The organism is Pseudomonas sp. P4_D7 (genome assembly GCF_056401755.1).
The window spans coordinates 1-25,190 of the sequence record NZ_JBFUIR010000009.1; the positions used below are offsets into that span (position 1 = coordinate 1).

The window sequence follows — 25,190 nt, forward strand, 5'->3', positions numbered from 1 at the left end:
GTACTTGAAGGGCTCACCCAGAGGCGCAGGCTTGTTCCTATCGTCGGTCTAGCCAGATGCATTCTTTATCGGCGCTTGGGTGAAAGGAGGAGGGGCGAAATCTCCCACGGTCTGTACTGCGTCAACAGTCAGAATCGAGCCTTGTCCCTCCTCCTCCCTTCAAGTCCTACCATACAAGCGAGCCTGCTCGCGAATGGCTGCGCAGCAGCCCCGAACCCGATGGCGTATATTCGGCAAATCTCCTTTGCCCGTGCAGCCCTCGACCATGAAGCAGACCCCCACCGATCTCGAACAGATCACCGCCACCACCCTCGGCCATTACAACTCAGTGGCCGAAGACTTCCGCGAAGGCACCCGCGATCACGATGTCAGCCAGAACATCGATGCGTTGCTACGGCATATTCAGGGCACGGCGCCATTCACGATTCTGGATTTTGGCTGCGGCCCAGGGCGGGATCTGCAAACGTTTACGCGCATGGGGCATGTCGCTGTAGGGCTCGACGGCTCTCAAGAGTTTGCGCGAATGGCCCGTGAAGACAGTGGCTGCGAGGTGCTGCAACAGGACTTTCTGAAGCTGGATCTGCCGGCCGAACGCTTCGACGGCATCTTCGCCAACGCGGTGTTGTTTCATGTGCCTTTGCAGGAATTGCCACGGGTGCTCAAGCAATTGCATGGCGCCCTGAAGCCCGGTGGTGTGCTCTTCAGCTCGAATCCACGCGGGGATAACCGTGAGGGCTGGAACGGGCCGCGCTATGGCTCGTATCACGATCTTGAGGCGTGGCAGGAGTTGCTGACGGCGGCAGGGTTTGTCGAGCTTGAGCATTACTATCGGCCGGCCGGGCTGCCGCGTGAGCAGCAGCCTTGGTTGGCCAGCGTTTGGCGTAAGGCTTGAGTCGAGTCAGAGACAAGTCCCTCACCCCCAGCCCTCTCCCAGAGCAGATTGGGGGAGATTGTAGAAGTACACCGACTTGATCGAACTTCGCTGAACCCATAATCGACCCGATCCTTCAGGTCGATGGATAGCGTCAGACACCTCGGTCAGTCCCCTCTCCCCCCGGGAGAGGGTTAGGGTGAGGGTCGTTGTTGACTTGATCCTTCTTCGGCTCGCGAATCTTGTACCAGGCCACATACAGCGCCGGCAGGAACAGCAACGTCAGCAACGTCGCCACCACGATCCCGCCAATCATTGCGTAAGCCATCGGTCCCCAGAACACTTCCCGGGCAATCGGGATCATGCCCATGCTCGCCGCTGCCGCGGTCAACAGGATCGGCCGGCGCCGGTGCTCGGTCGCTTCCACCACCGCATCCCACGGCGCATAGCCTTTCTGCTCGAACTCATCGATCTGCGTCACGAGGATCACCGAGTTACGGATGATGATGCCGATCAGCGCGAGAATCCCCAGGATCGCCACGAAGCCCATCGGCGTGCCGGTCGGCACCAGCGCCAGCACTACGCCGATCAGCCCCAGCGGCGCGACACTGGCGACGAGGAACATCTTCTGCACGCTGTGCAACTGGATCATCAGGAAGGTCGCCATCAAAAACAGCATCAACGGCAAAACCTTGGCAATCGGCCCTTGGGCCTTGCCGCTTTCCTCGACCGTACCGCCAGTGGCGACCTTGTAGCCCACTGGCAGTTTGTCAGCGAAGGCATCAATCGACGGCTTGAGCAGTTTCACCAGATCGGTCGGCTGGATCTCGTCGCGCACCGAAGCCTTGATGGTGATGGTCGGCAAGCGGTCACGACGCCACACCAGCGGCTGCTCCAGTTCATAACGCACGGTGGCGAACGCCAGCAGCGGAATCGACGTGCCGTTGGGCGTAACGATCTGCAGATTCTGCAGGGTTTCCGGCGTACCGCGCTCCGAATTCACCGCCCGGCCGACCACATTGATCAGGTAGATGTCGTCGTTGACCTGGGTCAGCGGCGCGCCGCTGACGATGCTGTTCATCAGGTTCGCCACGTCTTCGGAGGACAACCCGAGCTGCCGCGCCTTGTCCTGGGCGATGTCGATGCGCAGGACTTTGCCCGGCTCGTTCCAGTCGTAAATGATCTCGCCGATGTGCGGGTTCTTGTCCAGTTCGGTGGCCAGGTCGATGGCGTGCTTGCGCACCTGATCGATGTCCTTGCCACTGACCCGGTACTGGATCGGACGCCCCACCGGCGGGCCCATTTCCAGCGCCTGGACGTAACTGCCGATGCCGACGAAGTCTTTGTGCAAGCGCTCACGCAGGCGTTGGCTCAGGGCCTCGCGGGCTTCGAAGTCTTTGCTGACAATCACCAGTTGTGCGTAGTACGGGTTTTGCAATTGCTGGTCGAGCGGCAGGTAGAAACGGATCGCGCCCTGACCGATGTAGGTGCTCCAACGCACAATGTCCGCGTCGCCTTTGAGGGTTTCTTCCAACTTGTCGACGGCTTTGCGGGTTTCGTCGATCGAGGCGTTTTGCGGCAGGTTCAGGTCGACGAGAATTTCCGGCCGGTCCGAGGAAGGGAAGAACTGGTTCTGCACAAAGCGCATGCAAAACACTGCCAGCACGAACAGCAGCACGGTAATGCCGATGGCCCACCAGCGATTGCGCATCGCCCACAGCAGACCGCCATTGAACGCACGCCCGACGCGGCCCGGCTCGGCTTCATGGGGTTTCACGTTGGCGCTGAGAATGTGCACGCCGATCACCGGAGCGAAGAACACCGCCACCACCCACGAAACCAGCATCGCCACAGCAATCACCGCAAACAGCGTGTAGGTGTACTCACCGGCGGAACTGGCGTTGAGGCCGATGGGCACGAAACCGGCGACCGTCACCAGCGTCCCGGTGAGCATCGGGAACGCCGTCGAGGTGTAGGCGAACGTCGCGGCCTGCTCGCGGGTCTCGCCCATTTCCAGGCGCGTGACCATCATCTCCACGGTAATCATCGCATCGTCGACCAACAGACCGAGGGCGATGATCAAGGCACCGAGCGAAATCCGCTGCATGGTGATGCCACTGTATTCCATGAATACGAACACCATCGCCAGCACCAGCGGAATCGAGCACGCCACCACCAGGCCGGCGCGTACGCCGAGGCTGATGAAGCTGACCACCAGCACGATGATCACCGCCTCGAACAGGGCACTGGTAAAGCCACCGACCGCTTCTTCTACCACCACCGCCTGATCGGACACGGTGTGTACACCCACGCCAACCGGCAAGTCTGCGGTCAGTTCATCGATGCGTTGGTGCAACGCCTTGCCGAACTCCTGAACGTTGCCGCCCTTCTGCATGGCAATCGCCAGACCGATGGCCGGTTTGCCGTCGAAGCGGAATTCCGGGGTAGCCGGATCGGTGTAACCGCGAGTGATGTCGGCGATGTCAGCCAAGCGATAGAAACGGTCGTTGAGCTTGAGATTGACCTCGGCCAGATCTTTCTCCGAGGCGAACTGCCCCGAAGTGCGCACGGAAATCCGCTCAGGGCCGGCCTCGATCACACCGGCCGGGGTCACGGCGTTCTGCGATTGCAGGCTCTGCACAACCTGACGCTGATCGATACCCAACGCCGCCAGTTTGCGGGTGGAGAAGTTCAGATAAATCACTTCGTCCTGCTGGCCGATCATTTCGATCTTGCCCAGCCCCGGTACATTGCGGATCTCGGCCCGCGCCTGTTCTACGTAATCGCGCAACTGGCGCATGGTCAGGCCGTCGGCGGTGAAGGCGTAGACCGAGCCGAACACATCACCGAACTCGTCGTTGAACCCGGGCCCTTGAATACCTTTGGGGAACTGCCCGCGAATATCGTCGATCTTCTTGCGCACCTGGTACCAGATTTCCGGGATGTCCTTGGCGCTGGTGGTGTCGCGCAGGTACACGTACACCGTCGATTCGCCGGGGCGCGTGTAACTTTTCACGTAGTCGAGGGAGTCGAGTTCCTCGAGTTTTTTCTCGATGCGGTCGGTGACCTGTGCGAGGGTTTCTTCCTGGGTCGCGCCCGGCCATTTGGTCTGGATCACCATGGTCTTGATGGTGAACGACGGATCTTCTTCGCGGCCCAGATTGAAGTACGAGAACACGCCCATCAGCAACGCGACGAACATCAGGTACCAGACGAATGACTGATGCTTGAGGGCCCATTCGGAGAGGTTGAAAGAGCCTTTCATTGACTGTCCTCGTCAAGTTTTACCGATTGTCCGGGTTTGAGGCTGTTGACGCCGGCGCTGACCACGCGCTCGCCGTTCTTCACGCCGCCCGCGAGCACTACGCTGCTGTCGGTGCGGCTGATCACGCTGACGTCGCGGGGGCTGACGGTTTTGCTCTGGGTGTCGATGACCCAGATCCGTGGTTTGCCGTCGACCTCCTGCAAAGCGGTAGCCGGCAATTCGATGCGCGGTTTGATCGCCGAACTGAGGGTCACGCTGATCGCCGTGCCGAGGCGGAAACCGTCCGGTGTCTCGGCCAGTGTCAGGCGTGCCCGACGAGTACGCGTGGCGCTTTGCGCCTGCGGTTCGATCTCGCGAAGGGTTGCCGTGGTGTTGATGCTCGGGTCGAGTTGCCCGGCCACCAGAAACACCACGTCGGAAGGAATCTGATCGACCAGGGTGTCGGGCAGATCGATCACCGCTTCCTTGATGTCCGGTTGCGCCAGAGTCACGACCTGCTGGCCCGCCGTCACCACTTGCCCGGCTTCGGCGTTCCACGCGGTGACCACGGCTTTATGGTCGGAACGCAGTTCGGTATAGCCAAGCTGGTCCTTGCTTTGATTGACCGCCGCCCGTGCCTGGTCCAGCGAGGCCTGGGTGGTTTTCAAGTCCGTGGTGGCGATGTCCAGTTGTGCCTGCGCCCCTACGCCACGATCGAACAGCGCCTGCTGACGGCGGGCATTGGCCTGGGCATTGATCAGTTGCGCCTGAACCCTGGCCAGGTCGCCTTGGGCCGAACGCAATTGGTTCTGCTGATCAGACGGATCGAGGGTGGCGAGCAGCGTGCCCTTTTGCACTTCGGTTCCGACATCGACGTTGCGGCTGGCGATGCGGCCACCGACGCGGAAACCGGTGTTGCTTTCATAACGCGCCTGGATGCTGCCGGCGAAACGCCCGAGGCTTTCCTCGCTCAACGCTTGAACTTTGACCGATAGCACCGGACGTACCGGCTCCGGAGGTGGCTCGCTTTTCGAGCAGGCCGCCAGCAACACACCCACGGATAACAGCCCCAGACGCTTCATGGCTGTGCTCCCGGTTGCAGATCCTTGTAGGTGTTTTCAGCGATTTCGACTTTCATGCCGGGATGCAACAACTGTCCTCCGGCGACAATGACTTTCTCCCCGCCCTTGAGGCCTTCGCTGATGATGACCTTGCCGATCAGGTAGCGGCCGACGGTCACGTTGTGCAACTGCGCTTCACCTTTATCGTCGACCATCCACACCGCCGGATCACTGATGTTTTTGGTCAGCGCCGACCATGGCAATTCGACTGCCGACTTGCCGCTGCCCTTGGCGGTGGCGCTGACCACCGAGCCCAGCTGCATCCCTTGTGGCAGGCTGTCGAGGCTGACTTTGACTTGCACCGTACCGGACTGCGCCGACACCGCCGGGGTGATTTCACGCACCGTGCCGGTGGTTTTGATGGCAGGGTTATCGAGCAGGCTGACGACGATCGAGGGGTCCGCAGGACGCTCGGCCAGCAGTGATTCGTAGACATTGAACACCGCGTCACGGTCGCCATCGCGGGCCAACGAAAAAATCGGTGCCGTGGCCTGTACCACCTGGCCGACTTCGGCCTGACGCTCAGTGATCACGCCCGGGGCGTCGGAGATCAGTGCGGTGTAGCTGAGCTGATCTTTAGCGTTGGCCAATTGCGCCTGCGCCGCGCTCAAGGCGCTCTGGCTGCTGCGCAACGCGGCTTGGGCGGAATCGTATTCGCTCTGGCTGGTGTAACCCTTGGGCAGGAGTTTTTGCTGGCGCACGAAAGCGGCCGCGCTCTGTTTCACCCGGGCTTGTTCAGCGACGACTTGGGCCTGGGCCGAATCGACGTTGGTCTGCAAATCCTTGGGGTCGAGCTTGGCCAGCACTTGTTTGGCGGTGACCCGGTCGCCGACATCAACCATACGCTGGATGATCTTGCCGCCGACGCGGAACGACAGTTCGGTCTGCACGCGCGCCTGCACGTCACCGGTCAATGTCACCGCAGCGGCGTAATCCGTGGGTTTGACCTCTTGTACAAAAACCCGTGGCAGGTACTCAGCGGGAGCTTTTTTCTCGCCACAAGCGGTCACCAACGTGAGCAGACTCAGCATGACCGCTGTTTTCAAACCGGGACTCGCCATGCAGACTCCTTCCTGTGTACGAACGTGCAAGTGACGATACGACTGTGAGCTTAGAACAGGGTTCAACGTTCGCCCGTTCGTCCCCCATATTTCCTGAAGGAGCTGCCGTAGGCTGCGATCTTTTGATCTTTTAAAAACAACATCAAAAGATCGCAACCTTCGGCAGCTCCTGCAATGGGCGCCTCAAGAGAAGGAATTCCATGCTCAATACTCTCGCGGTGGCCAATTACCGCTCGATCAACAAACTGGTGATCCCGCTCGGCCGGCTGAACCTGATCACCGGTCCCAACGGCAGCGGCAAGTCCAATCTCTACCGGGCCTTGCGCCTGCTAGCGGAAACCGCTCAGGGCGGGGTGGTCAATGCGCTGGCCCGTGAGGGTGGGCTAGAGTCGACCTTCTGGGCCGGGCCGCAAACCATCAGCCGACGCATGCGCAATGGTGAGGTGCCGATCCAGTCGACGGTACGCCAAGGCGTGAAGCGACTGCGCCTGGGGTTCGCCGGGGAAGATTTCAGCTACTCGATCAGCCTCGGCCTGCCCGACTCCAACGGGCACTTCATGCTGCCCGAGCATTCGCACCCGATTCCCTCGCGCTTCAGCCTCGACCCGCAGATCAAGCGCGAGTGCATCTGGGCCGGCCCGCTCTACCGCCCCGCCAGCCTGCTGGTGGATCGTGACGGCCCGATGATCCGCACACGCAACGAGCACCAATGGGATGTGCTGGCGCAACACACGCCGAACTTCGACAGCCTGTTCGATCAGGTCGGCAGCCTGCGCAGCTCGCCGGAAGTGTTCCAGATGCGCGAGTTCATTCGCCGCTGGCGCTTTTACGATCACTTTCGCAGCGATGCCGATGCACCGGTGCGCCAGCCGCAATTGGGCACACGCACGCCGGTGCTGCATCACGACGGCCGGGATCTGGCGGCGGCGTTGCAGACCATCATCGAGATTGGTGATGGCGATGCGATGCGTGCGGCGATTACCGATGCGTTTCCTGGCGCGCGGGTGCATATCGAAGCGCAGGCCGGTGGACGTTTTGCCATCGAGTTTTATCAGGAAGGCTTGTTGCGGCCGTTATCGGCGGCGGAGCTGTCGGACGGCACGTTGCGTTATTTGCTGTTGGTTGCGGCGCTACTGACGCCGAGGCCGCCGTCGCTGATGGTGCTGAACGAACCGGAGACCAGCCTGCACCCGGATCTGTTGCCGGCACTGGCGCGGTTGATTATCCGTGCCTCGGAGCAGTGTCAGGTGTGGGTGGTGTCGCATGCGCGGCGGTTGATTTCGGCGTTGCAGGAAGACCCGGAGTGCAATTGTATTGTGTTGGAGAAAACCCTGGGACAGACCGGGATTGTCGGCCAGCGGGTGCTGGATGAGCCGGCGTGGAACTGGCCGGATTGAGCGTTCAAGCCAAAAGCCCCTCACCCTAACCCTCTCCCAGAGGGAGAGGGAACTGACCGAGTTGTTCTTTCGAGTTACGCCGGCGTGAAATTCCTGAGCTGAACTCAAGTTTTGAAAGGCATGAGGATCGGCTCCCTCTCCCTCGGGAGAGGGCTGGGGTGAGGGGCAGGCCTCACCCCCGACTCAACAGGCAATCACCCCTGCCACTTGCCACCCTCGACAATCACGCTCTCAGGCTTGGTGTCATCACTCAGCTCTTTACGCACATACTGGTCGTACAGCTTGAGCAGATACTTCTCTTCACCCAGCTTGGTCAGCTCAGTATTCACCCAGTCACGCAACTCGAGATTGCCCTTCTTCACCGCCGGCGCGATCGGCGCTTCAGCCCCCAGTTTTTCATCCAGCACGCGATAGCCCGGGTTCTGCTTGGCCCAGCTGAACAACACCAGGTTGTCCTGTGCGTACGCATCGCCACGACCATTGGCCAGGGCTTGCAGCGATTCGGAGTTTTTCTCGAACTTGAGCAATTTCCAGTCCGGATGATTCTTGGTCAGCCAGATATCAGCGGTGGTGCCAGTGGTGACGATGGTGGTGCGGGTTGCCAAGTCATCAAGGCTTTTCACCGAGCTGCTTTGCGGTACCAGCGCCTGCACCGCGACCTTGAGATTCGGGTTAGTAAACTCCACCGCTTCCTTGCGCTCAGGCGTGACGGTCATGTTGGCGAGGATCAGGTCGACCTTGTCGCTTTGCAGAAATGGAATGCGACTCGCCGGTTCCACGGCGACGAACTCGACCTTGTTTTCATCGCCAAGCAGATCCTTGGCGAAACGGCGGCCGATGTCGGTATCGAAACCGACGTAGCGCCCCGCTTCGTCGACAAAACCGAATGGTGGTTTATCGGTGAAGACACCGACAATCAACTTGTCGCGGCCCTTGATCTTGTCCAGATAACCGGCCGGCGCAGTGCTTTCGCTGGCGACTTTCGGCTTCGGTGGTTCTTCGGTTTTGCTGCAACCGGCAAGCAAGACGAGGCTGAGCAGAGGCAGTAAAAAAGCGGCAGTTTTCATAACAGTTCCAGTTCCTTTGTCGGATTCGTTTTTGGCAGTGTTGCCACGAAGGAGAACTTCTCCAGAAACTGCTGCGCGCGTGCGGTTTGCGGGTTCGTAAAGAAAATCTCGGGCGGGTTCTGTTCAAGGATGCGCCCGGCATCCATGAACACGATGCGATCGGCCACCGCGCGAGCGAAGGCCATTTCATGGGTGACGATCAACAGGGTCATGCCTTCGCGGGCCAGGCCCTGAATGACCTGCAAAACTTCCTTGACCATTTCCGGGTCGAGGGCGGCGGTGACTTCGTCGAAGAGCATCACCCGTGGGTTCATGCACAGCGAGCGGACGATGGCGATGCGTTGCTGCTGGCCGCCAGAGAGCTGACGCGGGAAGGCATCGCGCTTGTCCGCCAGGCCAACGCGTTCGAGCAGCGCTTCGGCTTGCTGCTGCGCTTCGCGGCGCTGACGTTTTTGCACCTTCAGCGGACCGAGCAGCAAATTGTCGAGCACACTCATGTGCGGGAACAGGTGATAACTCTGGAACACCATGCCGATCTGCTGGCGGATCTCGCGCCAGTCGGTGGACTTGTCCAGCAGCTCGCGGCCGACAAATTTCAGGCTGCCGCTGTGGGCTTCTTCCAGACCATTGAGGCAACGCAGCAAGGTGCTTTTGCCGCAACCGCTGGGGCCGAGGATGACGATCACTTCGCCACTCTGCACTTGCAGGTCGATGCCGTTGAGCACCTGCTGCTCGCCGTAGAATTTGTTGAAACCGTAAAACTCGATCAATGCGCTCATGCTTGCGTCCAGCGCCGCTCCAGCACGCGCGAAGCGGCCGAGAGCGGGTAGCAGATGAAAAAGAAAAACAGGAACAGCGCGCCGTAGATCAGCACCGACTCGTAGGTGCGCTCGATGATCTGCTGGCCGACCTTGATCACATCGACCACACCGATCAGCACCGCCAATGAGCTGGTCTTGATGATCCGCGTGTAGACGTTGATGGTCGGCGGCGTCATGCGCTTCAACGCTTGCGGCAGCAGTACGTAGCCATAAAGTTGTGCGGCGTTTAGGCCGATCGACAGCCCCGCTTCACGCTGCCCGCGCGGCAACGAATGCAGCGCACCGCGCGCCACTTCGCCCACCTCGCTGGCGCCCCACAGCGACAGCACCAGCACCGCGCACCAGAAACTCGGCAGGCTCAGGCCTAAAAAGATCGGTAAGCCGAAGAACAGCAGGTACAACCAGACCAGCACCGGAATCGCCCGGAACAACTCCAGATAGCCCCGCAGGATCGCGTTCAGCCACCTCACGTTGAGCGTTCGCAGCACACCGTAGAGCACGCCGCCGACAGTGCTGATGGCGATGCTCAGGAACGAGATCGACAAAGTTTGCCCGGCGCCTTTGGCCAGTTGCGGCAACGACACCCAGAGCAGTTCAAGACCCGAACTGGCCATGCTGGAGCCTCCTTTCCAGACGGCTGAGCAGCAGCGACAGCGGCAAGAACAGCAGCACGCAGATCAGCGTCAGCACGGCGAGCATTTCGTAGGTTTTGTAGTAGAGCGCGATGTAGCTCTTGGTGGTGTAGAGGATTTCCGGCACGGCCACCGCCGAAACCACGGTGGTTTCCTTGAGCAGGAAAATGAAATTGGCGAACAACGACGGCAGGCTGAGAATCCCCGCTTGCGGCAGGATCACGTAGCGTAGCAACTGGCCATGGGACAGGCCGATTGAGCGCCCTGATTCCAGTTGCGCTTGGGGCACCGCATCGACGCCGGCGCGCAGCACTTCGGTAAGGTAAGCGCCGCCGAGAAAGGTCATGGTGATGATCGCGGCAGTGAAACCAGAGACTTTGATCCCCAACGCCGGCAAGGCGAAGTAGACGAAGAACAACTGAATCAGCAACGGCGTGTTGCGTGCCAGTTCCACATACAGGCCCACCAGTCTTTGCAGGTACGGCGTGCGGAACACCAGAATCGTCGCGTTGAGCAGCGCCACCAGCAGCGAGGTGCCAATGGCGATAAAACCGACCTGCAGCGTTACGCCCACGGCTTTGAGAAACGCCGGCAGGGTGCTGAGGATAAATGCGTAATCGAAGGTCATGAAACGTCCTGAACGCCGCTCGGTAAGCGACGGTGGTGCAGTCCATGGGCAGCGGATGGCTGTCCGGCAGACACCGACTTTATAGGTATAAAAACAAGAATTTAAATACCGTTAAAGCATATTGATATCACCCAAAAAACTATCTTGTGGGTTTGCCGGGAAGGAATAAGAAGGCTATTTTTCTTTGCGCTGTAGGAAGGATCTTTTTTTCATGAAAGCCCTCCAAGGACGAACAGCTTTTGGCCAGACTCCCCCGGCCAACCTCATAACAAGGAAGAGAACATGGACGTAAAAGTGCCGCAGCGACTGGATCCGCAGGAAATTTTGAAATTGTTGGTGGCGTTGAGGCGGGCATTGAAGGCCCAAGTGGCCTGAGCTCAAGATCAAAAGCACCCTCACCCCAGCCCTCTCCCAGGGGGAGAGGGAGCCGACCGAGGTGTCTGGCGAATTACGTCGACCTGAATCATCGAGTCGATTATGGATTCAGCAGAGATCTTTCAGGTCGGCGACTTCTACAGCATCCCCCAATCAGTCCCCTCTCCCTCTGGGCGGTCCGACGTTTCGGGAGGGCTAGGGTGAGGGGCTTTTCAACGCACACACAAAAACGCCGATGCCCATCACTGGCCATCGGCGTTTTCACACCTTGAAGGGGGTGGTTCAAGCGTCAGATCAGAACGCCGGCAGTACCGCGCCGTTGTACTTCTTCTCGATGAACGCTTTGACTTCCGGGCTGGTCAGGGCTTTGGCCAGTTTCTGGATCGCGTCGCTGTTCTTGTTGTCCTCACGGGCCACCAGGAAGTTCACGTACGGCGAATCAGCACCTTCAATCACCAGCGCATCTTTTTGCGGGTTCAACTTGGCTTCCAGTGCGTAGTTGGTGTTGATCATGTCCAGATCAACTTCTTTCAGAACGCGTGGCAGCAGGGCCGACTCCAGTTCCTTGAACTTGAAGTTGTGCGGGTTCTTCGCGATGTCTTTTGGCGTTGCCAGCGCGTTCTTCGGGTCTTTCAGCTCGATCAGGCCAGCCTTCTGCAGCAGGATCAGTGCGCGGCCACTGTTGCTGCCTTCGTTCGGGATGGCGATGGTGGCGCCGTCCGGCAGTTCAGCCAGGGTCTTGTACTTGCTCGAGTAACCACCGAACGGTTCAACGTGCACGCCCTGCACGGTCACCAGGTACTTGGACTTGTCGTCCTTGTATTTGCCCTGGTTGAAGCTGTTCAGGTACGGCAGGGTCTGGAAGTAGTTGGCGTCCAGACGCTTCTCGCCCACCTGTACGTTCGGCTGAACGTAGTCGGTGAACACTTTGATTTCCAGATCCACGCCTTCTTTGGCCAGGGTCGGTTTGATCAGCTCAAGGATTTCAGCGTGCGGAACCGGGGTCGCGGCAACCACCAGTTTTTCGCCAGCATTGGCCAGGGAAGCAGTCAGAGCAGCCGCCAATGCGGTAAACAACAGAACCTTTTTCATGCAGTGTCCTTATCGAAAATCACGGTCGTCATCGACGACGGCATTAATACGTGTGCCAGTGAAGTGATATCGCTGGCGTGGGGCGGACAATACCGGGATTTTTTATTCCCGGACAATAACGTTTATTCAGCTTCATATTCCATTTTGTTCATGTTGAACGAAACGGTTACAAACCCTCACTCAAACGAATCAGCAAATCTTTCAATGCCTTACGCTCGGCGACGCTGCCGCCGATGTTGATTTGTGTCACTAGCCGTTCGATCTGAAGCTGCGGCCCAGACGCCTCGGGCAGGTTCAGGTGCTCCGGCAGAATCTCGTCACCGGTACTCACCAGCAAGGCAAAGTGAATGACGTTTTCCAGCTCGCGGGTGTTGCCCGGCCAACTGTGTTGTTCGAGCACGTGCTGCGCCGCTTCGCTGATCAGCGGCACAGGAAGGTCGAGACGCTGGCTGTAGATGCCGAGGAAATACTCGGCCAGCGACAGGATATCGCCGGTACGCGCACGTAACGCCGGCAATTCGAGGTGGCCCTCGCTGAGGTAGTGATAAAGGCGCTCGTGGAATTTCCCGGCGTCCACCGCTTGCGCCAGATCGATGCTGGTGGCCGCGACCAGGCGCACATCCACGGGACTTGGCTGATGCGCACCGACACGAGTGACTTCGTGATTCTCCAGGGCAGCGAGCAATTTGATTTGAATCGGCAGCGGCAGATCGCCGATTTCATCCAGATACAAGGTGCCGCCGTTGGCCGAACCGAACCAGCCTGCACGGCTGCTGGCTGAACCGCTGTAACTGCCGGCAGCGTAGCCGAACAGCTCGGCATCAGCGTAGGTCGGGCTGATCGCCCCGCAATTGACCGAAACGAACAGACCGCTGCGGTCACTGGCGCGATGGATGTGCCGGGCGAGCAATTCTTTACCCGTACCGGTCTCGCCACGGATCAATACCGAAGTCGAGCGCGGCGCCAGTTGCTCAAGCTCCTCACGCAGTTGACGCGAGCGCGGATCGACGAACACCAGCGCCTTGGCGCGAATGCTCAGGGGGCTTTTTTCCGCATCGGGAAAGGTCAGCAACGGCTGACCGAAGGTTTCGAAACTCATGGCAGGCTCCCGCCCAAAACCGCCGGCAGACGGGGGCGTTGAAAGAAAAAAGGTCAGGCGCGGCGGCGGGCGTGGTGTTCCATACGGTTTTGCAGGCGATAGAGATAAGCAAAACCCTGCTCCCAACGCTGATGCCCGGACTTGACGTTGATGTGTCCGGCACCGGCGAGAATTCCCGCCTCGGCGCCCCAGTTGCGCGCCAGCTCCAGTGCGCGCGGCGCACTCACGGCGGCGTCGTTGTCGGAGCTGACGACCTGGCTCGAAAACGGCAGCAGATCAGTCGGAATCGGCGCGAAATTGCGCAGCGCCGATGCACACGCCGGACGCTCGACATCTGCCGGCGCGACCAACAAGGCACCACGCACCTGACGCAGGTATTGCAGCGGCGCAGTGGCTGCCCAATGGGCAACGGTGATGCAGCCGAGGCTGTGGGCGATAAGGATGACAGGCGTGCTATCGGCGGCAATCGCCTCGGCCAGTGCCGCCACCCAGTCTTCACGACGCGGCGTCAGCCAATCGGCCTGCTCGACCCGCGCACTGTTTGGCAGGCTGTTCTGCCAGTGGCTTTGCCAATGATCATCTGGCGATCCTTGCCAGCCCGGCACAATCAGGTAGCGGATTGATTCGTTGCGCATGGGGAGATCTCCTGCGTCGTGTCTGTTCCTGGACGAGTATAGGGAGCGGATTTATATTCGTTAAGGAATAAGAAGCTATTTATTAAGACCTGAATTGAATATGAGATGTGTGCCTGGCTGGAAATCTTTTCCCCCTCACCCCAGCCCTCTCCCCCATGGGGGCGAGGGGGAAAGGGAGCCGATCTTCATGCCGTTCAAATCCTGAGTTCGACTGGGTATTTCAGGTCGGTGTAACTCGTGAGAACAACCGAGATCAGTTCCCTCTCCCTATGGGCGGTCCGACGTTTCGGGAGGGCTAGGGTGAGGGTTCTGCTTCTAATGCCAGAAATAAAAAAAGGGCCGCACCCTGCCAAGGAGACGGCCCCGGAAAAACGTAAAATCTGTCACCGCGCGGTAATCACCGATAACTTGGTATTCCCCGCCCGTTCAATCGAAGCCATCGCCCGCGCCACTTCGCCGTAGTTCACTCCGTCATCGGCCTGCAATTGCACGCGCACTTCCGGGTCTTTGGCCTTGGCCGACTTGAGGTTGAATTCCAGCAAGTCCGGCTGAATCTCGTCCTTGTTGATAAACAGCTTGCCGGCACCATCGATGCTCACCACCAGCGGGTCCTTCTGCTCGACCGGCGCCACCGCTTCGGTTTTCGGCAGGTTGATCGGGATCGCGTTGGTCAGCAACGGCGCGGTGACGATAAACACCACCAGCAGCACCAGCATCACGTCCACCAGCGGGGTCACGTTGATCTCGCTGAGTACCTCATCACTGTCTTGCGTGGAGAAGGCCATATCAGGACGCCTCCTTCACTTTTGCTGCGTTGCCCGGCGTTGCGACCTTGTGCGCCGTCGGGTGGATCAACACGCGGAACGCACTCTTCTGCGCCAGGCTGTAGAAGTCGTGGGCGAAGTCATCCAGATCCGCCGCCGTCAGTTTCAACCGACGCAAAAAGTAGTTGTAAACCAGCACTGCCGGCACCGCGACGGCGATTCCCACACCCGTGGCGACCAGTGCCGCCCCGATTGGCCCGGCGACCGTTTCCAGGCTCGCCGAACCTGCGGCGCTGATGCCTTTCAACGCTTCCATGATTCCCCACACCGTGCCGAACAAACCAATGAACGGCGAGGTGCTACCAATACTTGCGACCACTGCAAGGCCCGTTTCCAGCGAACGCCGTTCGCGGACGATCTGCTGACGCAATGCGCGCTCGAGGCGATCCTGATGGTTGATCGCCTGGCTCAAATCATTCGCCTGTGGCGTCTCGCCCACCTGAATCGCCGCATAACCGGCCTGTGCCACCCGCGCTGCGGCGCCGGGTTGGGTCTCGCTCAATTCAGCGGCTGAATCCAGACTCGACGCCGCCCAGAAACGCTTATGAAAACGCCGATCCTGCGCCTTCAGCCGCCCGAACTGCACAGCCTTGAGCAGTGCCAGGCCCCAGGTGGCGACGGAAAAAACCACCAGCAGCCAGATCACCGCGCTTTCGATGGATTCCAGTGGAGATGCCAGTAACGTCATGATGATTCCCTCGTGTAAACGTTTCGCGCGAATTTGGTTTCGGTTTAATGAATCTTGAAATCGATGGGCACGCTGACCCAGCCGTCCTGGGCGACATCACCCTGCTTGGCCGGGACGAAACTCCAACGTTTGACGGCGTTCAGCGCCGCGTCGTCGAGCTGTTGCCGGCCGCTGCTTTTGGCTATCTGGATCTCACCCGGTTTGCCGCTGGCCAACACATGCACGCGCAGCAACACCGTGCCTTCCCAACCGCGACGCTGAGCCAGCGACGGGTATTCCGGTGCCGGGTTTTTCAGGTACGCGGCGTTCGCTGAGGCCGGGGTTACCGGTGCCGGCGCGGGGGGAGCAGGTGGCGCTGGCGCTGCAACCGGAACTGCCGGTTGTGGCGGCGCGGGTGGTTGCTCGACGGCTTTCGGCGCTGGTTTGGGGGCCTGTTTAACCACCGGTTTGGGTTTCGGAACGGGTTTTGGCGGCGGTGGTTTTACTGCCAGTTCGTCTTCTACCGGCGGCGGTGGCTCAACCACAGGCGCAGGTGGTGGCGGCTCGACAACCGGTGGTGCTGGTGGTGCCGGGCGCGAGAATTCGATAGTCATCGGCGGAATTTCCGGCGGCACGATCGGCAGCACCGGCGTCGGCTTCTGGCTGATCCAGTAGATCACCGCGCCATGCACCACCAATGCGAGCACGCCGAGCAGAAGGGTTTCGCGCCGACTCAAAATTCCTTTGGGCGCACGCTGCAAACGCAGCTGTCCCAACGGCACACGATGCGGCCGGCCGAGATCGACCAACTCGCCACCCGGCGTCTGACGCCACAGCAATTCCTCTGCGCTGGCGGCGGTCTGGACATTGCCCATTGATTCACTCCCTGCGGTCTTTTTGCGTTCTCTACAAAAACTGCCGATCAACCGTTTGTTGAATCCCCCACGGCGAATCGATGGATGAATCATTGGGCTTGGCGCTTATCTCCGAAAGTAATCTTTAACGTTATGCATAGGCTTTTATGGAATATATGAATTGATCAATTCCGCCAAAGCCACGTGCCACGTGGGCTGTAGCGATACGGGAAAATTCGCATGCTTTTCAGGCATTGAAAGTATTCACGCAACGCATCAAATTCGCCTGACCCGGTTTTGCGGGACAACTAATACCAAGTAGATAGTTGATTATTATTTTGCTGGAACAATAAAAAAGGCCGACGTACTTTCGTGCGTCGGCCTTTATCAATTGCGCGCGGATTATTGTTTGACGAATTCCCCTGCCAGGGTCACTACTTCACCGTCAAAATTAGTACGGGAACCGGCCGCACGGACTTTCGCGTAATTGTGATCAGGAGAAAACAATGACCACGCTTGAAATCCGCTATTACCATTCAGACCGACAAATGTGATGGTGGTAGGTTGTCCGGTGCTGTTCTGGAAATGGTAATGCCCGTAGCTGACGTCATAGTTAACGCCGCCCTGGCTGAACGTGCCACTGAATGTACCGTTGGAATCGTTGCCATCGGTAATCGTCAGTTTGGCGCCAGCGTTAGCGTTCACATAAGTGCCATTAATGCTCGACATGATTCGATTTCCTTTATCGTTGGGATAAGTATCTTCCGATGAGAGCAAGTTTCCTCCTGGAAACTCACGACAGTCAGGATGGTTGCACATTCAATTATTGTCCACGCGACTTACTAACGAATTTGCAATAAGCACCCTTCAACCCGCTCATAACTTATCGCCGTTCGTTCGAACACTAATTCCAATTCAACTAACGACTGGCATTGGTTTGTTGCGCGCCGACAACCGGGGCATTAACCGCCGTCTCGGAGCGTGGCGTACCGGTTGGCACCCAGTCATAACTCACAGGCAACGCCCGATAGACCCAATTGCTGATCGCGTCGCTGCCCGGCGCCTTACCGAGATACGGGCTGACGTATTCCCAGACATTTTCACCACTGGCCGTCACCTGGAAAAACCGTCCGTTCATGCCTTCGTCGATCAGCGTGTTGCCGTTGGGCAAGCGCCGCACGCTGCTGATAAACGAGCTGTAGAACGCCCACCCCGGTTGCTTCGAATTGGCCGCGCTGTACTGCCAGACGATCTCACTTTTCACCGGATCGATTTCCAGTACCCGCGAGCCGGAAATCAGCCCGAGGGTAACGTTCGGATAACCCGCCGATCCCTGGTTATCGAACACCAGCAAATTGCCGGCACCTGGCAATCCGGCCGGAATGATGTGTGCATCATGCTGACCGACGAACTGATCCACCGGGCGCGGCAATTTTTGCGCAGTTTTCGGGTTGATCAGCGGCAGGTTCGGGCCGAGACGCCAGACCACTTTGCCGCTGTTCTTGTCGATGATCGCGATGAAGTTGGCGTTGCGTGAATCGATCAGCAGGTTGTCCGGATTGAAGCGCTTGTCACCGGCATCGAACCACTTGTTCGGCCCCACCAGACTGAGGTTGTTGATGTGCAGGTAGTCCGGATTTTCACTGGCGCGCACCAGCTTCAACTGCTCGGCGGTGAAGCCGAATTCATTCAGATGCTCCGAGGCCAGCCACTGCCATTTCAGCGCGCCGTCGGGGCTGACTTCATAGATCGCATCGTCAATCACCTCGGGCACTTTAAAGCCTTTGACCTTGTGCACCTTGTTCGCCAGCACCACGGTGTTGCCGTTGCTCAAACGGCGCTGATCATGGTGTTGTTGCGCTGCGCCACCGGGCGCCTTGTCGCCCCACTGCCAGACGACTTTGCCATTCCAGTCCAGCTCGCCGACGCTCTGATTGCCCAACCCGTTGCCGGCCGAACCGAGTTTACCGGGATCCTTTTCACTCAGTTGCAACAGCACATGGCCGCGCTCGCCGCCGACCAGTTTCGGGTCGATGATCGCTGACGGGAAACCTGCCTGTGGCCAGGTTTTCACCTCGTTGCCGTTCATGTCGATCAGGTGCGTCTGCTTGTCGGCGCCGCTGAAAATCACGTACTGATTGAAAGCCTGGTTCGGGTCATAACGGGTCACTCCGGTCGGGTAAACACTCGGTGCGGCGAAGGCGCCGGCACTGAGCACTGCGCCGGACAGCAACACCGGCAAAGCGGTTTTGATACGCAACATGATGCAGTTCCTTGAGTGACGAATCAGAAGTCGTAGCGACCGGTGACGCCGAGGGTGCGAGGTGTGCCGAGCAAGCCTTCATAGCCGCCGTTGCCGCCCGTCCACAGGGTCGTGTAGTAGGTTTTGTCGAAAGCGTTTTTCAGCCACAGCGACACGTCCCACTGGCCCTGATTGAAATCGCCGCGCAGGCCGGTGGAAAAGTTGACCACGGCGTAACTCGGGATCTGTCCGAAGTCGGAATCCTCGACGGTACCGACGGCTTTCGAGCGAAACGCATAGCTCGCGGTGACGTAAGGTTCGAAGCCGTTACCCAGATTCCATTTGTATTCACCGTTGGCGTTGCCGATCCATTTCGAGGCGCCGACCACTTGATGGCCGCTGAGGTCGCAGGACGCTGGAGCACCTGGCGCCTGACTGACTTCCGGCGGGCACGGGGCATCTTTGTACGAGAGGTAACTGACGTCGTTGTAGGAGCCGTTGATGTTCAGGGTCAGGCCGCGCAGCGGGATCACCGTGCTTTCGAACTCGACCCCGCGTGAACGTACGGAACCGGCGTTGGTCAGGTACTGCACACGGTTTTCCGCGTCGTAGGCGTTGGTCTGGTAAGCGTTGACCTGAGTCCAGAAGACGTTGGCGTTGAGTTGCAGACGGTGATCCCACAGCGTGCTTTTGAAACCGAGTTCGGCGTTGTTCGCGCGCTCGGTGCCGATCAGCAGCGAATCGGCACCCGCTACCGGTGCGGAACCGACGGCGAGGTTGACCCCGCCGGACTTCTCGCCGTGGGATAACGTGGCGTAACCGAGCACATCATCAGTGATGCGATAGCTGAGGTTGAGCAGCCCGGAAGGACTCGAGCTGTACTGATTCAGATCGCCGGAATCGTAAGCGCCGGCACGACCGCGCCGCGCCGTGGCCGCAGCGCCCGTAACGGCGGCGCCACCGAGCGGCGCATCGCGAGTGACCCAGGCTGATTTCTCTTCATACGTGCCACGCACCCCGGCGGTGAAGTCCAGTCGCTCGGTGAGGTGCCAGGTGCCTTGGGCGAACAATGCAAAACTGTCGGTCTTGATATGACCGTTGCCGACACTGGTGACGTTGGCCAGCGCACCGGGCGCCGTACCATTCCAGATATCCGCTTGCGGGCCGTAATAAGCGAAGGATTTATTGTCCAGATCCGAGCCGAAGTAGTACGCGCCTACGACGTAATCGAAGAACTCGCCCTTGGGCGAGGCCAGGCGAAATTCCTGCGAGTACTGTTTGTCTTCCACCGACACCCCGGCGTTGTAGCTCGCCGGCACGTTGAGGCCGTCGTCGTTGCGCGGGGTGAAATTCCAGAAGCGATAGGAGCTGATCGAGGTCAGCGTGAAGTCGCTCGGAAGCGCCCAGTTAGCCTCCACCGAGGTGCCGCCCTGATGCACGGTGACATGCTGATCGTTGTCCAGATTGACCTTGCGGTGCGAGCCATTGACCAGCGTTGCGCCGGCGGCATTGGCGCGCGACTGGTACAGGTTGACGCCGTTGATGGTCGGCCCGGTGTTGTACAACACGCGGGTGCCGGCGCTGGAATCTTCTTCGTTGTAGTCGCCGATCCAGCGCAGGTTGAAATCTTCGTTGGGCTTGAACAGCAGCTGCGCGCGGAAGCCCTCGCGCGAGCCGCCGTTGAGATCATGGCCGTCGTATTCGTTTTTGATGTCACCGTCGCTACGGGTTCGATAAGCCGAAAAACGCCCGGCCAGTTGATCGTTGAGCGGGCCGGAAATGGTGCCCTTGGTCTGGAAGTAACCGTCCTCACCCACCGAGGTTTCGATGCTGCGCTCAGGGGTGAAGGTTGGCGCGCGGGTGCTGATGTTGATCACCCCGGCAGTGGTGTTTTTGCCGAACAACGTCCCCTGCGGCCCACGCAAGACTTCGAGCTGTTCGATATCCATCAGGTCAAACACCGCCATCCCCGGGCGGCCCAGATAGACGTTGTCGATGTACAGGCCAACGCTGCCTTCCAGGCCATCGCTGGCCGGGTTATTACCGAGACCGCGGATCGATACGCTGGACTGCCGCGCGTGCATGTAGGCGACGTTGACGCTGGGCACCAGTTGCTGCAAATCCTGAATCCGGTAAACCCGTTGCGTCTCCAGATTCTGCCCGCTGACCACGCTCATTGGCGTCGGTACGTCCTGCGAACTTTCTTCGCGGCGGCGGGTAGTGACGGTCACGGTTTCCAGTTGCGAACTGTTGGCGGCAGGCTTGCCGGCCGGCACCGGCGCCGGGGTTTCGGAGTCGGCAGCGTAACCGTGAGTCCAGCTCGCGCTCCCTGCCAGCAACAGGGCCAGAGGCAGGCGTTTGAGCCGTCGTGGCGTTAGGGGTGACGCAAGGTTCAACGGACTCATGGCGCGGCTCCTGGTCAAAAAACACACAGACATCATCAGCGCTGCATATTCTTTTAAGTTATTTATTTATGGATTTACAAATATTTACTGCATAAGAGATTGCCTTTATAAGGAGTCGACCTAATGCATATCCAATGCATTTCCCGGATATTTTTTATGTGAAAAATGCATATCGACTTGCGCCAACTTCGTCACTTCATCGCCCTGGCTGAACAACGCAGCTTCGTCGCCGGCGCGCAGGCGGTGAACCTGTCGCAGTCGGCGTTCAGCCGCAGCATTCAGGCGCTCGAGCACAGCGTCGGCTGCCAGTTGGTTGATCGCGGGCGCAAGGAATTACCGCCGACCAAACAGGGCCAGGTCCTGCTTGAGCACGCGCGGCGACTGGTCAGTGGCGCGCAGCAGATGGCCAACGAGATCAGTCAGTTCAATGGGCTGGAAGCGGGGGAATTACGCTTCGGTTGTGGGCCGGCGCCGGCGGCGGGTTTGATCCCTCGGGCGATTGGCAGCTTCATCGGCCGCTATCCGAAAGCGCGGGTGCAGTTTCAGGTCGATGACTGGCAGAGTCTGAGCAAGCGGTTACTCAGCGAAGAGTTTGAATTTTTCGTCGCGGACACTCGGCACTTCGAGGCAGATCCGGATTACCTGACCTACCGGTTGCGACCGCGCAAATGGCATTTCTGCTGCCGTGCCGGCCACCCTTTGGCCGGGTTTGAGCGGGTCACCGCCGAGCAATTGATGAGCTATCCCTTGGCGGTAAGTATTCGTCCGCCGAACCTGCGCAAAGTCATAGTCGACCTCAGTGGGCGGCCGGATTTCACACCCAATGTGGAGTGTGAAAACAGCTCGAGCCTGCTCAGCGTGGTGCTGCGTTCGGATGCGATCGGGATTGTCGGGGCGTATTCCGACGCGCTGCATCAGGCCAAAGGTGAGTTGGTGTGCTTGCGCATCGAAGGACTGGCGGATGATCTTGAGGAGCTGTACACCCGCTACGGGATTGTCAGCCGCGCAGGGTATCGGTTGTCGCCGTTGGCGGAGGCGATGATTGAGCAGATCAAGGCGATTGATGCGGTGGTTGAAGAAGTCTGTTCACTGGAGAATTTTGCTGTCTGAATTGACGCTTTCGCGAGCAGGCTCGCTCCCACAATGGATTGTGGTGAATACAGAATGTGTGATCGCCACCAACCCTGTGGGAGCGAGCCTGCTCGCGAAGAGGCCGGCACAGGCACCGATGCATTTCCTGCATAAAACCCATTCCCCAAATGCACTTGCCGAACACCCCCACTGAAAGCGAAAAACCCCACCTGTCTCTCTGACCGGTGAAACCATGTCCAACTCGCCAAACCCCGTGCGCAACGTGCTGTACATCATGTGCGATCAACTGCGCCGCGATTACCTGTCCTGCTACGGCCATCCGCATCTGCACACGCCGAATATCGATCGCCTGGCTGCAGCCGGCGTGCGTTTCAGCCGCGCCTACACCCAAGGCACGATTTGTGGCCCGTCGCGGATGTCGGCCTACACCGGACGCTATGTCAGCAGCCATCAAGTGGCGTGGAACGCCGTGCCGTTGCCGCTGGAAGAACTGACCATCGGCGATTACCTGCGCCCGCACGGCATTCGTACTGCGCTGGTCGGCAAGACCCACGCGACGGCGAATGTCGATGCCTTGCAACGCCTGGCAATCAATCCCGAAAGCGAACAGGCCGAAATCCTCAACGAAGTCGGTTTCGAACCTTACATGCGCCACGACGGCATCTACCCCGACGACCCGCTGTTCGACGACAAACGCGAATCCGCGCCCTACACCCATTATCTGCGCGAGCAGGGGTTCGACGGCAAAATCCCTTGGCACGACTGGGCCAACGCCGCCGAAGGCGAGCACGGTGAAATCCTCAGCGGCTGGCAAATGCGTCATGCGAATTTGCCAGCACGAATTCCCGAGCAACACTCAGAGACTGTCTACACTACAAATCGAGCCATCGACTTCATCACCGAGCAAGGCGAGAAATCGTGGTGTTTACACCTTTCCTATATCAAACCGCACTGGCCGTACATCGTGCCATCGCCGTACCACGCATTGTACAGTACGAAATCGATTCTCGAAGCGGTCCGCCCGACGCCCTCCAAAGCCAGCAAACACCCCGTATACACTGCCTTTCGCCAGCATGAGGAAAGCCTCAACTTTTCCCGCGATTCAGTACGATTGACTGTAATCCCTACGTACATGGGTCTGATCAAGCAGGTGGATGATCAACTCGGACGGCTGTTCGACTTTTTGCAGAGCAACGGTCGCTGGGATGACACGCTGATCGTGTTCACCAGCGATCACGGCGACTTTTTGGGCGATCACTGGCTCGGTGAGAAGGAGTTTTTGCTGGAGCAGGCGGTGGGCGTGCCGTTGATCGTGCGTGATCCTCGGGCGGCGGCGGATGTCACGCGCGGCACGGTGGATGATCGACTCGCGGAAACCATCGATGCGTTGCCGACCTTTCTTGAAGCACTGGGATTGCCGGGGGCAGAGCATCGGCTTGAAGGGCGTTCGTTGATCCCGCTTCTGCACGGCGAAAATCCGGATTGGCGCCACTATGCAATCAGCGAATACGACTACGCCTTCCAGGCGCCGGCGCGTGAGCGTCTGGGCCAGCCGATTGATCGTTGCCGGATGACCATGGTGCGTAGCGAGCGCTGGAAATACCTGGCGTACGACGGTTTTCGGCCGCAGCTGTTTGATTTGCTGAATGATCCGCAGGAGTTGCGGGATTTGGGTGATGACCCGGAATTCGCGGCGGTGCGCGAGGAGCATGCGGGGTATTTGCTTGAGTGGGTGCGGGGGTTGAAGCGGCGTACGACGATCAGTCATCAGGAGATTGATTTGCGGGGGCAGCGGTTTCGCTACGGAGAGCCGGAGATCGAGAAGGTTGTGCAGATTGGTGTTTGGTAGCGGGAAGAGCCCCTCACCCTAACCCTCTCCCAGAGGGAGAGGGGACTGATTGGGGGATATTGCAGAGATACACCGACCTGATCCAGCTTCACCGAATCCATAATCAATAAGGTGGTTCAGGTCGATGCATCCCGAAAGACAACTCGGTCAGCTCCCTCTCCCTCTCCCTCTCCCTCGGGGAGAGGGCTGGGGTGAGGGGCTTTTGATCTTCAATCACGCCCCTTAATTGTCTGACTGCGCTGCCCTGAAGCCCCAACCGGCACTTCCCCCTTGAGCGTCACCCGACGCACCACCCGATCCTGCGTACCGTAATCATCAATCGCATAATGCTGCGTCGAACGGTTATCCCAGATCGCCACATCACCGGCCTTCCAGCGCCAGCGCACGGTATTTTCCTGACGGATCACATGACTCTGCAACAGCCCGAACAGATGCGCTGAATCCGCTTGCGAGTAACCCTTGATGCGTTTGACGAAATGCCCCAGCAGCAAGCTCTTCTCGCCGCTGATCGGGTGCACGCGCACCACCGGATGCTCAGTCTCGTAAACGGTCGACGTGAAGACCTTGCGATAACGCTCAAGCTTCTCCGCCGAGACGTCCGGCTTGGCGCTGGCGTAGTCGTATTCGTTGCTGTGCACGGCGACCAGTTTGTCGGCCAGTTCACGCAGCTCGGTCGGCAAGCCGTTGTACGCCGTCGCGGTGTTGGCCCACAGGGTGTCGCCGCCGAATGCCGGCGCGACGACCGAGCGCAGGATCGAGGCTTTCGGGTAGGCGTCGACGAAAGTCACGTCGGTGTGCCAGGAGTTGGCGCGCTGACCTTCAGCACCGTCCAGCTCCAGCAGATAACGCGTGCCTTCACGCGACGGCACGGTCGGGTGCGCCACCGGCTCGCCGAGCAAATGGGCGAAGGCTTCCTGACGCTGATCGTCGAGTTGGGTCTGCTCACGGAAGAACACGACTTTGTACTGAACCAGCGCCTGTTGAATGGCTTCGACGGTGGCGGCGTCCAGCTCACCGGACAGGTGCACGCCACGGATCTCGGCGCCGATACGACCGGCGACCGGATGAATCTCCAGCGCGTGGACAGCGGGTTTTACTGCGAGTGCGGCATTGCTCATGGGTAGACCCTCATCGACTGCTTACGGTTGGACGGCAGCGAAACAACGCTCTATCTATATTCCTTTTACATCTAATAGATATTCACATGCTTCGTT

At 59.2% G+C, this 25,190-nt stretch carries 21 protein-coding genes; 4 read left to right on the top strand and 17 right to left on the bottom strand.

Features of this window, described 5'->3' with window-relative positions; genetic code table 11:
• Positions 1-265: 265 nt before the first annotated feature.
• Positions 266-892: a class I SAM-dependent methyltransferase gene (locus AC1DVF_RS08670; protein ID WP_099757702.1), complete on the top strand. Its 627-nt coding sequence runs from the start codon at positions 266-268 to the stop codon at positions 890-892.
• A gap of 133 nt (positions 893-1,025) precedes the next feature.
• Here the strand turns inward: AC1DVF_RS08670 and AC1DVF_RS08675 are convergent, their stop codons facing one another.
• Genes AC1DVF_RS08675 through AC1DVF_RS08685 form a run of 3 tightly spaced genes read right to left on the bottom strand, consistent with a single transcriptional unit; the run spans position 1,026 to position 6,297 of the window.
• On the bottom strand, positions 1,026-4,136 hold the full coding sequence (locus AC1DVF_RS08675) for an efflux RND transporter permease subunit (RefSeq protein WP_477782323.1): 3,111 nt from the start codon (positions 4,134-4,136) through the stop codon (positions 1,026-1,028).
• A complete protein-coding gene (locus tag AC1DVF_RS08680; protein ID WP_093440529.1) occupies positions 4,133-5,197 on the bottom strand; it encodes an efflux RND transporter periplasmic adaptor subunit in 1,065 nt (354 codons plus the stop codon). The genes AC1DVF_RS08675 and AC1DVF_RS08680 overlap by 4 nt, the downstream gene beginning before the upstream one ends.
• Positions 5,194-6,297 (bottom strand): efflux RND transporter periplasmic adaptor subunit, encoded by a 1,104-nt coding sequence (locus AC1DVF_RS08685; protein ID WP_477782324.1) that lies wholly within the window; start codon positions 6,295-6,297, stop codon positions 5,194-5,196. The genes AC1DVF_RS08680 and AC1DVF_RS08685 overlap by 4 nt, the downstream gene beginning before the upstream one ends.
• 200 nt (positions 6,298-6,497) lie before the next feature.
• Here AC1DVF_RS08685 and AC1DVF_RS08690 point away from each other — a divergent pair, with 200 nt between their 5' ends.
• Positions 6,498-7,694: an AAA family ATPase gene (locus tag AC1DVF_RS08690; RefSeq protein ID WP_477782325.1), complete on the top strand. Its 1,197-nt coding sequence runs from the start codon at positions 6,498-6,500 to the stop codon at positions 7,692-7,694.
• 194 nt (positions 7,695-7,888) lie between these two features.
• Here the strand turns inward: AC1DVF_RS08690 and AC1DVF_RS08695 are convergent, their stop codons facing one another.
• From AC1DVF_RS08695 to AC1DVF_RS08755, 13 genes are all read right to left on the bottom strand, one after another.
• A complete protein-coding gene (locus AC1DVF_RS08695) occupies positions 7,889-8,761 on the bottom strand; it encodes a transporter substrate-binding domain-containing protein (RefSeq protein ID WP_460130514.1) in 873 nt (290 codons plus the stop codon).
• Entirely contained in the window at positions 8,758-9,540 is a 783-nt protein-coding gene (locus AC1DVF_RS08700; protein WP_477782326.1) for an amino acid ABC transporter ATP-binding protein, read from the bottom strand. Before AC1DVF_RS08700 ends, AC1DVF_RS08695 begins: the two co-directional genes overlap by 4 nt.
• Positions 9,537-10,196: an amino acid ABC transporter permease gene (locus tag AC1DVF_RS08705; RefSeq protein WP_116256391.1), complete on the bottom strand. Its 660-nt coding sequence runs from the start codon at positions 10,194-10,196 to the stop codon at positions 9,537-9,539. Before AC1DVF_RS08705 ends, AC1DVF_RS08700 begins: the two co-directional genes overlap by 4 nt.
• Positions 10,177-10,842: an amino acid ABC transporter permease gene (locus AC1DVF_RS08710; protein WP_038359751.1), complete on the bottom strand. Its 666-nt coding sequence runs from the start codon at positions 10,840-10,842 to the stop codon at positions 10,177-10,179. The genes AC1DVF_RS08705 and AC1DVF_RS08710 overlap by 20 nt, the downstream gene beginning before the upstream one ends.
• A gap of 669 nt (positions 10,843-11,511) precedes the next feature.
• Positions 11,512-12,309 (bottom strand): MetQ/NlpA family ABC transporter substrate-binding protein, encoded by a 798-nt coding sequence (locus AC1DVF_RS08715; RefSeq protein WP_007918708.1) that lies wholly within the window; start codon positions 12,307-12,309, stop codon positions 11,512-11,514.
• 166 nt (positions 12,310-12,475) lie between these two features.
• On the bottom strand, positions 12,476-13,408 hold the full coding sequence (locus AC1DVF_RS08720) for a sigma 54-interacting transcriptional regulator (protein WP_186620788.1): 933 nt from the start codon (positions 13,406-13,408) through the stop codon (positions 12,476-12,478).
• A gap of 53 nt (positions 13,409-13,461) precedes the next feature.
• Positions 13,462-14,043 (bottom strand): alpha/beta hydrolase, encoded by a 582-nt coding sequence (locus tag AC1DVF_RS08725; RefSeq protein WP_477782327.1) that lies wholly within the window; start codon positions 14,041-14,043, stop codon positions 13,462-13,464.
• A 383-nt stretch (positions 14,044-14,426) separates the two neighbouring features.
• On the bottom strand, positions 14,427-14,828 hold the full coding sequence (locus tag AC1DVF_RS08730; RefSeq protein WP_477782328.1) for an ExbD/TolR family protein: 402 nt from the start codon (positions 14,826-14,828) through the stop codon (positions 14,427-14,429).
• 1 nt (position 14,829) lies between these two features.
• The gene (locus AC1DVF_RS08735; RefSeq protein WP_093440486.1) at positions 14,830-15,555 is read right to left on the bottom strand and encodes a MotA/TolQ/ExbB proton channel family protein; all 726 of its coding nucleotides are present in this window, start codon (positions 15,553-15,555) and stop codon (positions 14,830-14,832) included.
• Positions 15,556-15,599: 44 nt separating this feature from the next.
• Positions 15,600-16,409 (bottom strand): energy transducer TonB, encoded by an 810-nt coding sequence (locus AC1DVF_RS08740; RefSeq protein ID WP_460089468.1) that lies wholly within the window; start codon positions 16,407-16,409, stop codon positions 15,600-15,602.
• Positions 16,410-16,790: 381 nt separating this feature from the next.
• The gene (locus AC1DVF_RS08745) at positions 16,791-17,117 is read right to left on the bottom strand and encodes a hypothetical protein (protein ID WP_038359731.1); all 327 of its coding nucleotides are present in this window, start codon (positions 17,115-17,117) and stop codon (positions 16,791-16,793) included.
• A 190-nt stretch (positions 17,118-17,307) separates the two neighbouring features.
• Positions 17,308-18,651, bottom strand: a complete 1,344-nt coding sequence (locus AC1DVF_RS08750; RefSeq protein ID WP_477782329.1) for an aryl-sulfate sulfotransferase — start codon at positions 18,649-18,651, stop codon at positions 17,308-17,310.
• A gap of 23 nt (positions 18,652-18,674) precedes the next feature.
• A complete protein-coding gene (locus AC1DVF_RS08755) occupies positions 18,675-21,035 on the bottom strand; it encodes a TonB-dependent receptor (RefSeq protein WP_477782330.1) in 2,361 nt (786 codons plus the stop codon).
• 165 nt (positions 21,036-21,200) lie between these two features.
• Here AC1DVF_RS08755 and AC1DVF_RS08760 point away from each other — a divergent pair, with 165 nt between their 5' ends.
• Together AC1DVF_RS08760 and AC1DVF_RS08765 are read left to right on the top strand one after the other, a co-directional pair.
• Positions 21,201-22,145 carry a LysR family transcriptional regulator gene (locus tag AC1DVF_RS08760; RefSeq protein ID WP_186620794.1) on the top strand — a complete coding sequence of 315 codons (945 nt, stop codon included), beginning with the start codon at positions 21,201-21,203 and terminating at the stop codon, positions 22,143-22,145.
• Positions 22,146-22,359: 214 nt separating this feature from the next.
• Positions 22,360-23,976: an alkaline phosphatase family protein gene (locus AC1DVF_RS08765; protein WP_477782331.1), complete on the top strand. Its 1,617-nt coding sequence runs from the start codon at positions 22,360-22,362 to the stop codon at positions 23,974-23,976.
• 209 nt (positions 23,977-24,185) lie between these two features.
• Here AC1DVF_RS08765 and AC1DVF_RS08770 read toward each other — a convergent pair whose 3' ends face one another.
• A complete protein-coding gene (locus AC1DVF_RS08770) occupies positions 24,186-25,094 on the bottom strand; it encodes a TauD/TfdA dioxygenase family protein (protein WP_099757694.1) in 909 nt (302 codons plus the stop codon).
• Positions 25,095-25,190: the final 96 nt, after the last annotated feature.

Coding starts and splice junctions, on each gene's coding strand:
- AC1DVF_RS08735 (WP_093440486.1), bottom strand. CDS start 15,555: ATGACGTTACTGGCATCTCCACTGGAATCCATCGAAAGCGCGGTGATC.
- AC1DVF_RS08725 (WP_477782327.1), bottom strand. CDS start 14,043: ATGCGCAACGAATCAATCCGCTACCTGATTGTGCCGGGCTGGCAAGGA.
- AC1DVF_RS08765 (WP_477782331.1), top strand. CDS start 22,360: ATGTCCAACTCGCCAAACCCCGTGCGCAACGTGCTGTACATCATGTGC.
- AC1DVF_RS08770 (WP_099757694.1), bottom strand. CDS start 25,094: ATGAGCAATGCCGCACTCGCAGTAAAACCCGCTGTCCACGCGCTGGAG.
- AC1DVF_RS08685 (WP_477782324.1), bottom strand. CDS start 6,297: ATGGCGAGTCCCGGTTTGAAAACAGCGGTCATGCTGAGTCTGCTCACG.
- AC1DVF_RS08750 (WP_477782329.1), bottom strand. CDS start 18,651: ATGTTGCGTATCAAAACCGCTTTGCCGGTGTTGCTGTCCGGCGCAGTG.
- AC1DVF_RS08670 (WP_099757702.1), top strand. CDS start 266: ATGAAGCAGACCCCCACCGATCTCGAACAGATCACCGCCACCACCCTC.
- AC1DVF_RS08745 (WP_038359731.1), bottom strand. CDS start 17,117: ATGTCGAGCATTAATGGCACTTATGTGAACGCTAACGCTGGCGCCAAA.
- AC1DVF_RS08715 (WP_007918708.1), bottom strand. CDS start 12,309: ATGAAAAAGGTTCTGTTGTTTACCGCATTGGCGGCTGCTCTGACTGCT.
- AC1DVF_RS08695 (WP_460130514.1), bottom strand. CDS start 8,761: ATGAAAACTGCCGCTTTTTTACTGCCTCTGCTCAGCCTCGTCTTGCTT.
- AC1DVF_RS08760 (WP_186620794.1), top strand. CDS start 21,201: ATGCATATCGACTTGCGCCAACTTCGTCACTTCATCGCCCTGGCTGAA.
- AC1DVF_RS08720 (WP_186620788.1), bottom strand. CDS start 13,408: ATGAGTTTCGAAACCTTCGGTCAGCCGTTGCTGACCTTTCCCGATGCG.
- AC1DVF_RS08690 (WP_477782325.1), top strand. CDS start 6,498: ATGCTCAATACTCTCGCGGTGGCCAATTACCGCTCGATCAACAAACTG.
- AC1DVF_RS08710 (WP_038359751.1), bottom strand. CDS start 10,842: ATGACCTTCGATTACGCATTTATCCTCAGCACCCTGCCGGCGTTTCTC.
- AC1DVF_RS08700 (WP_477782326.1), bottom strand. CDS start 9,540: ATGAGCGCATTGATCGAGTTTTACGGTTTCAACAAATTCTACGGCGAG.
- AC1DVF_RS08740 (WP_460089468.1), bottom strand. CDS start 16,409: ATGGGCAATGTCCAGACCGCCGCCAGCGCAGAGGAATTGCTGTGGCGT.
- AC1DVF_RS08755 (WP_477782330.1), bottom strand. CDS start 21,035: ATGAGTCCGTTGAACCTTGCGTCACCCCTAACGCCACGACGGCTCAAA.
- AC1DVF_RS08680 (WP_093440529.1), bottom strand. CDS start 5,197: ATGAAGCGTCTGGGGCTGTTATCCGTGGGTGTGTTGCTGGCGGCCTGC.
- AC1DVF_RS08730 (WP_477782328.1), bottom strand. CDS start 14,828: ATGGCCTTCTCCACGCAAGACAGTGATGAGGTACTCAGCGAGATCAAC.
- AC1DVF_RS08675 (WP_477782323.1), bottom strand. CDS start 4,136: ATGAAAGGCTCTTTCAACCTCTCCGAATGGGCCCTCAAGCATCAGTCA.
- AC1DVF_RS08705 (WP_116256391.1), bottom strand. CDS start 10,196: ATGGCCAGTTCGGGTCTTGAACTGCTCTGGGTGTCGTTGCCGCAACTG.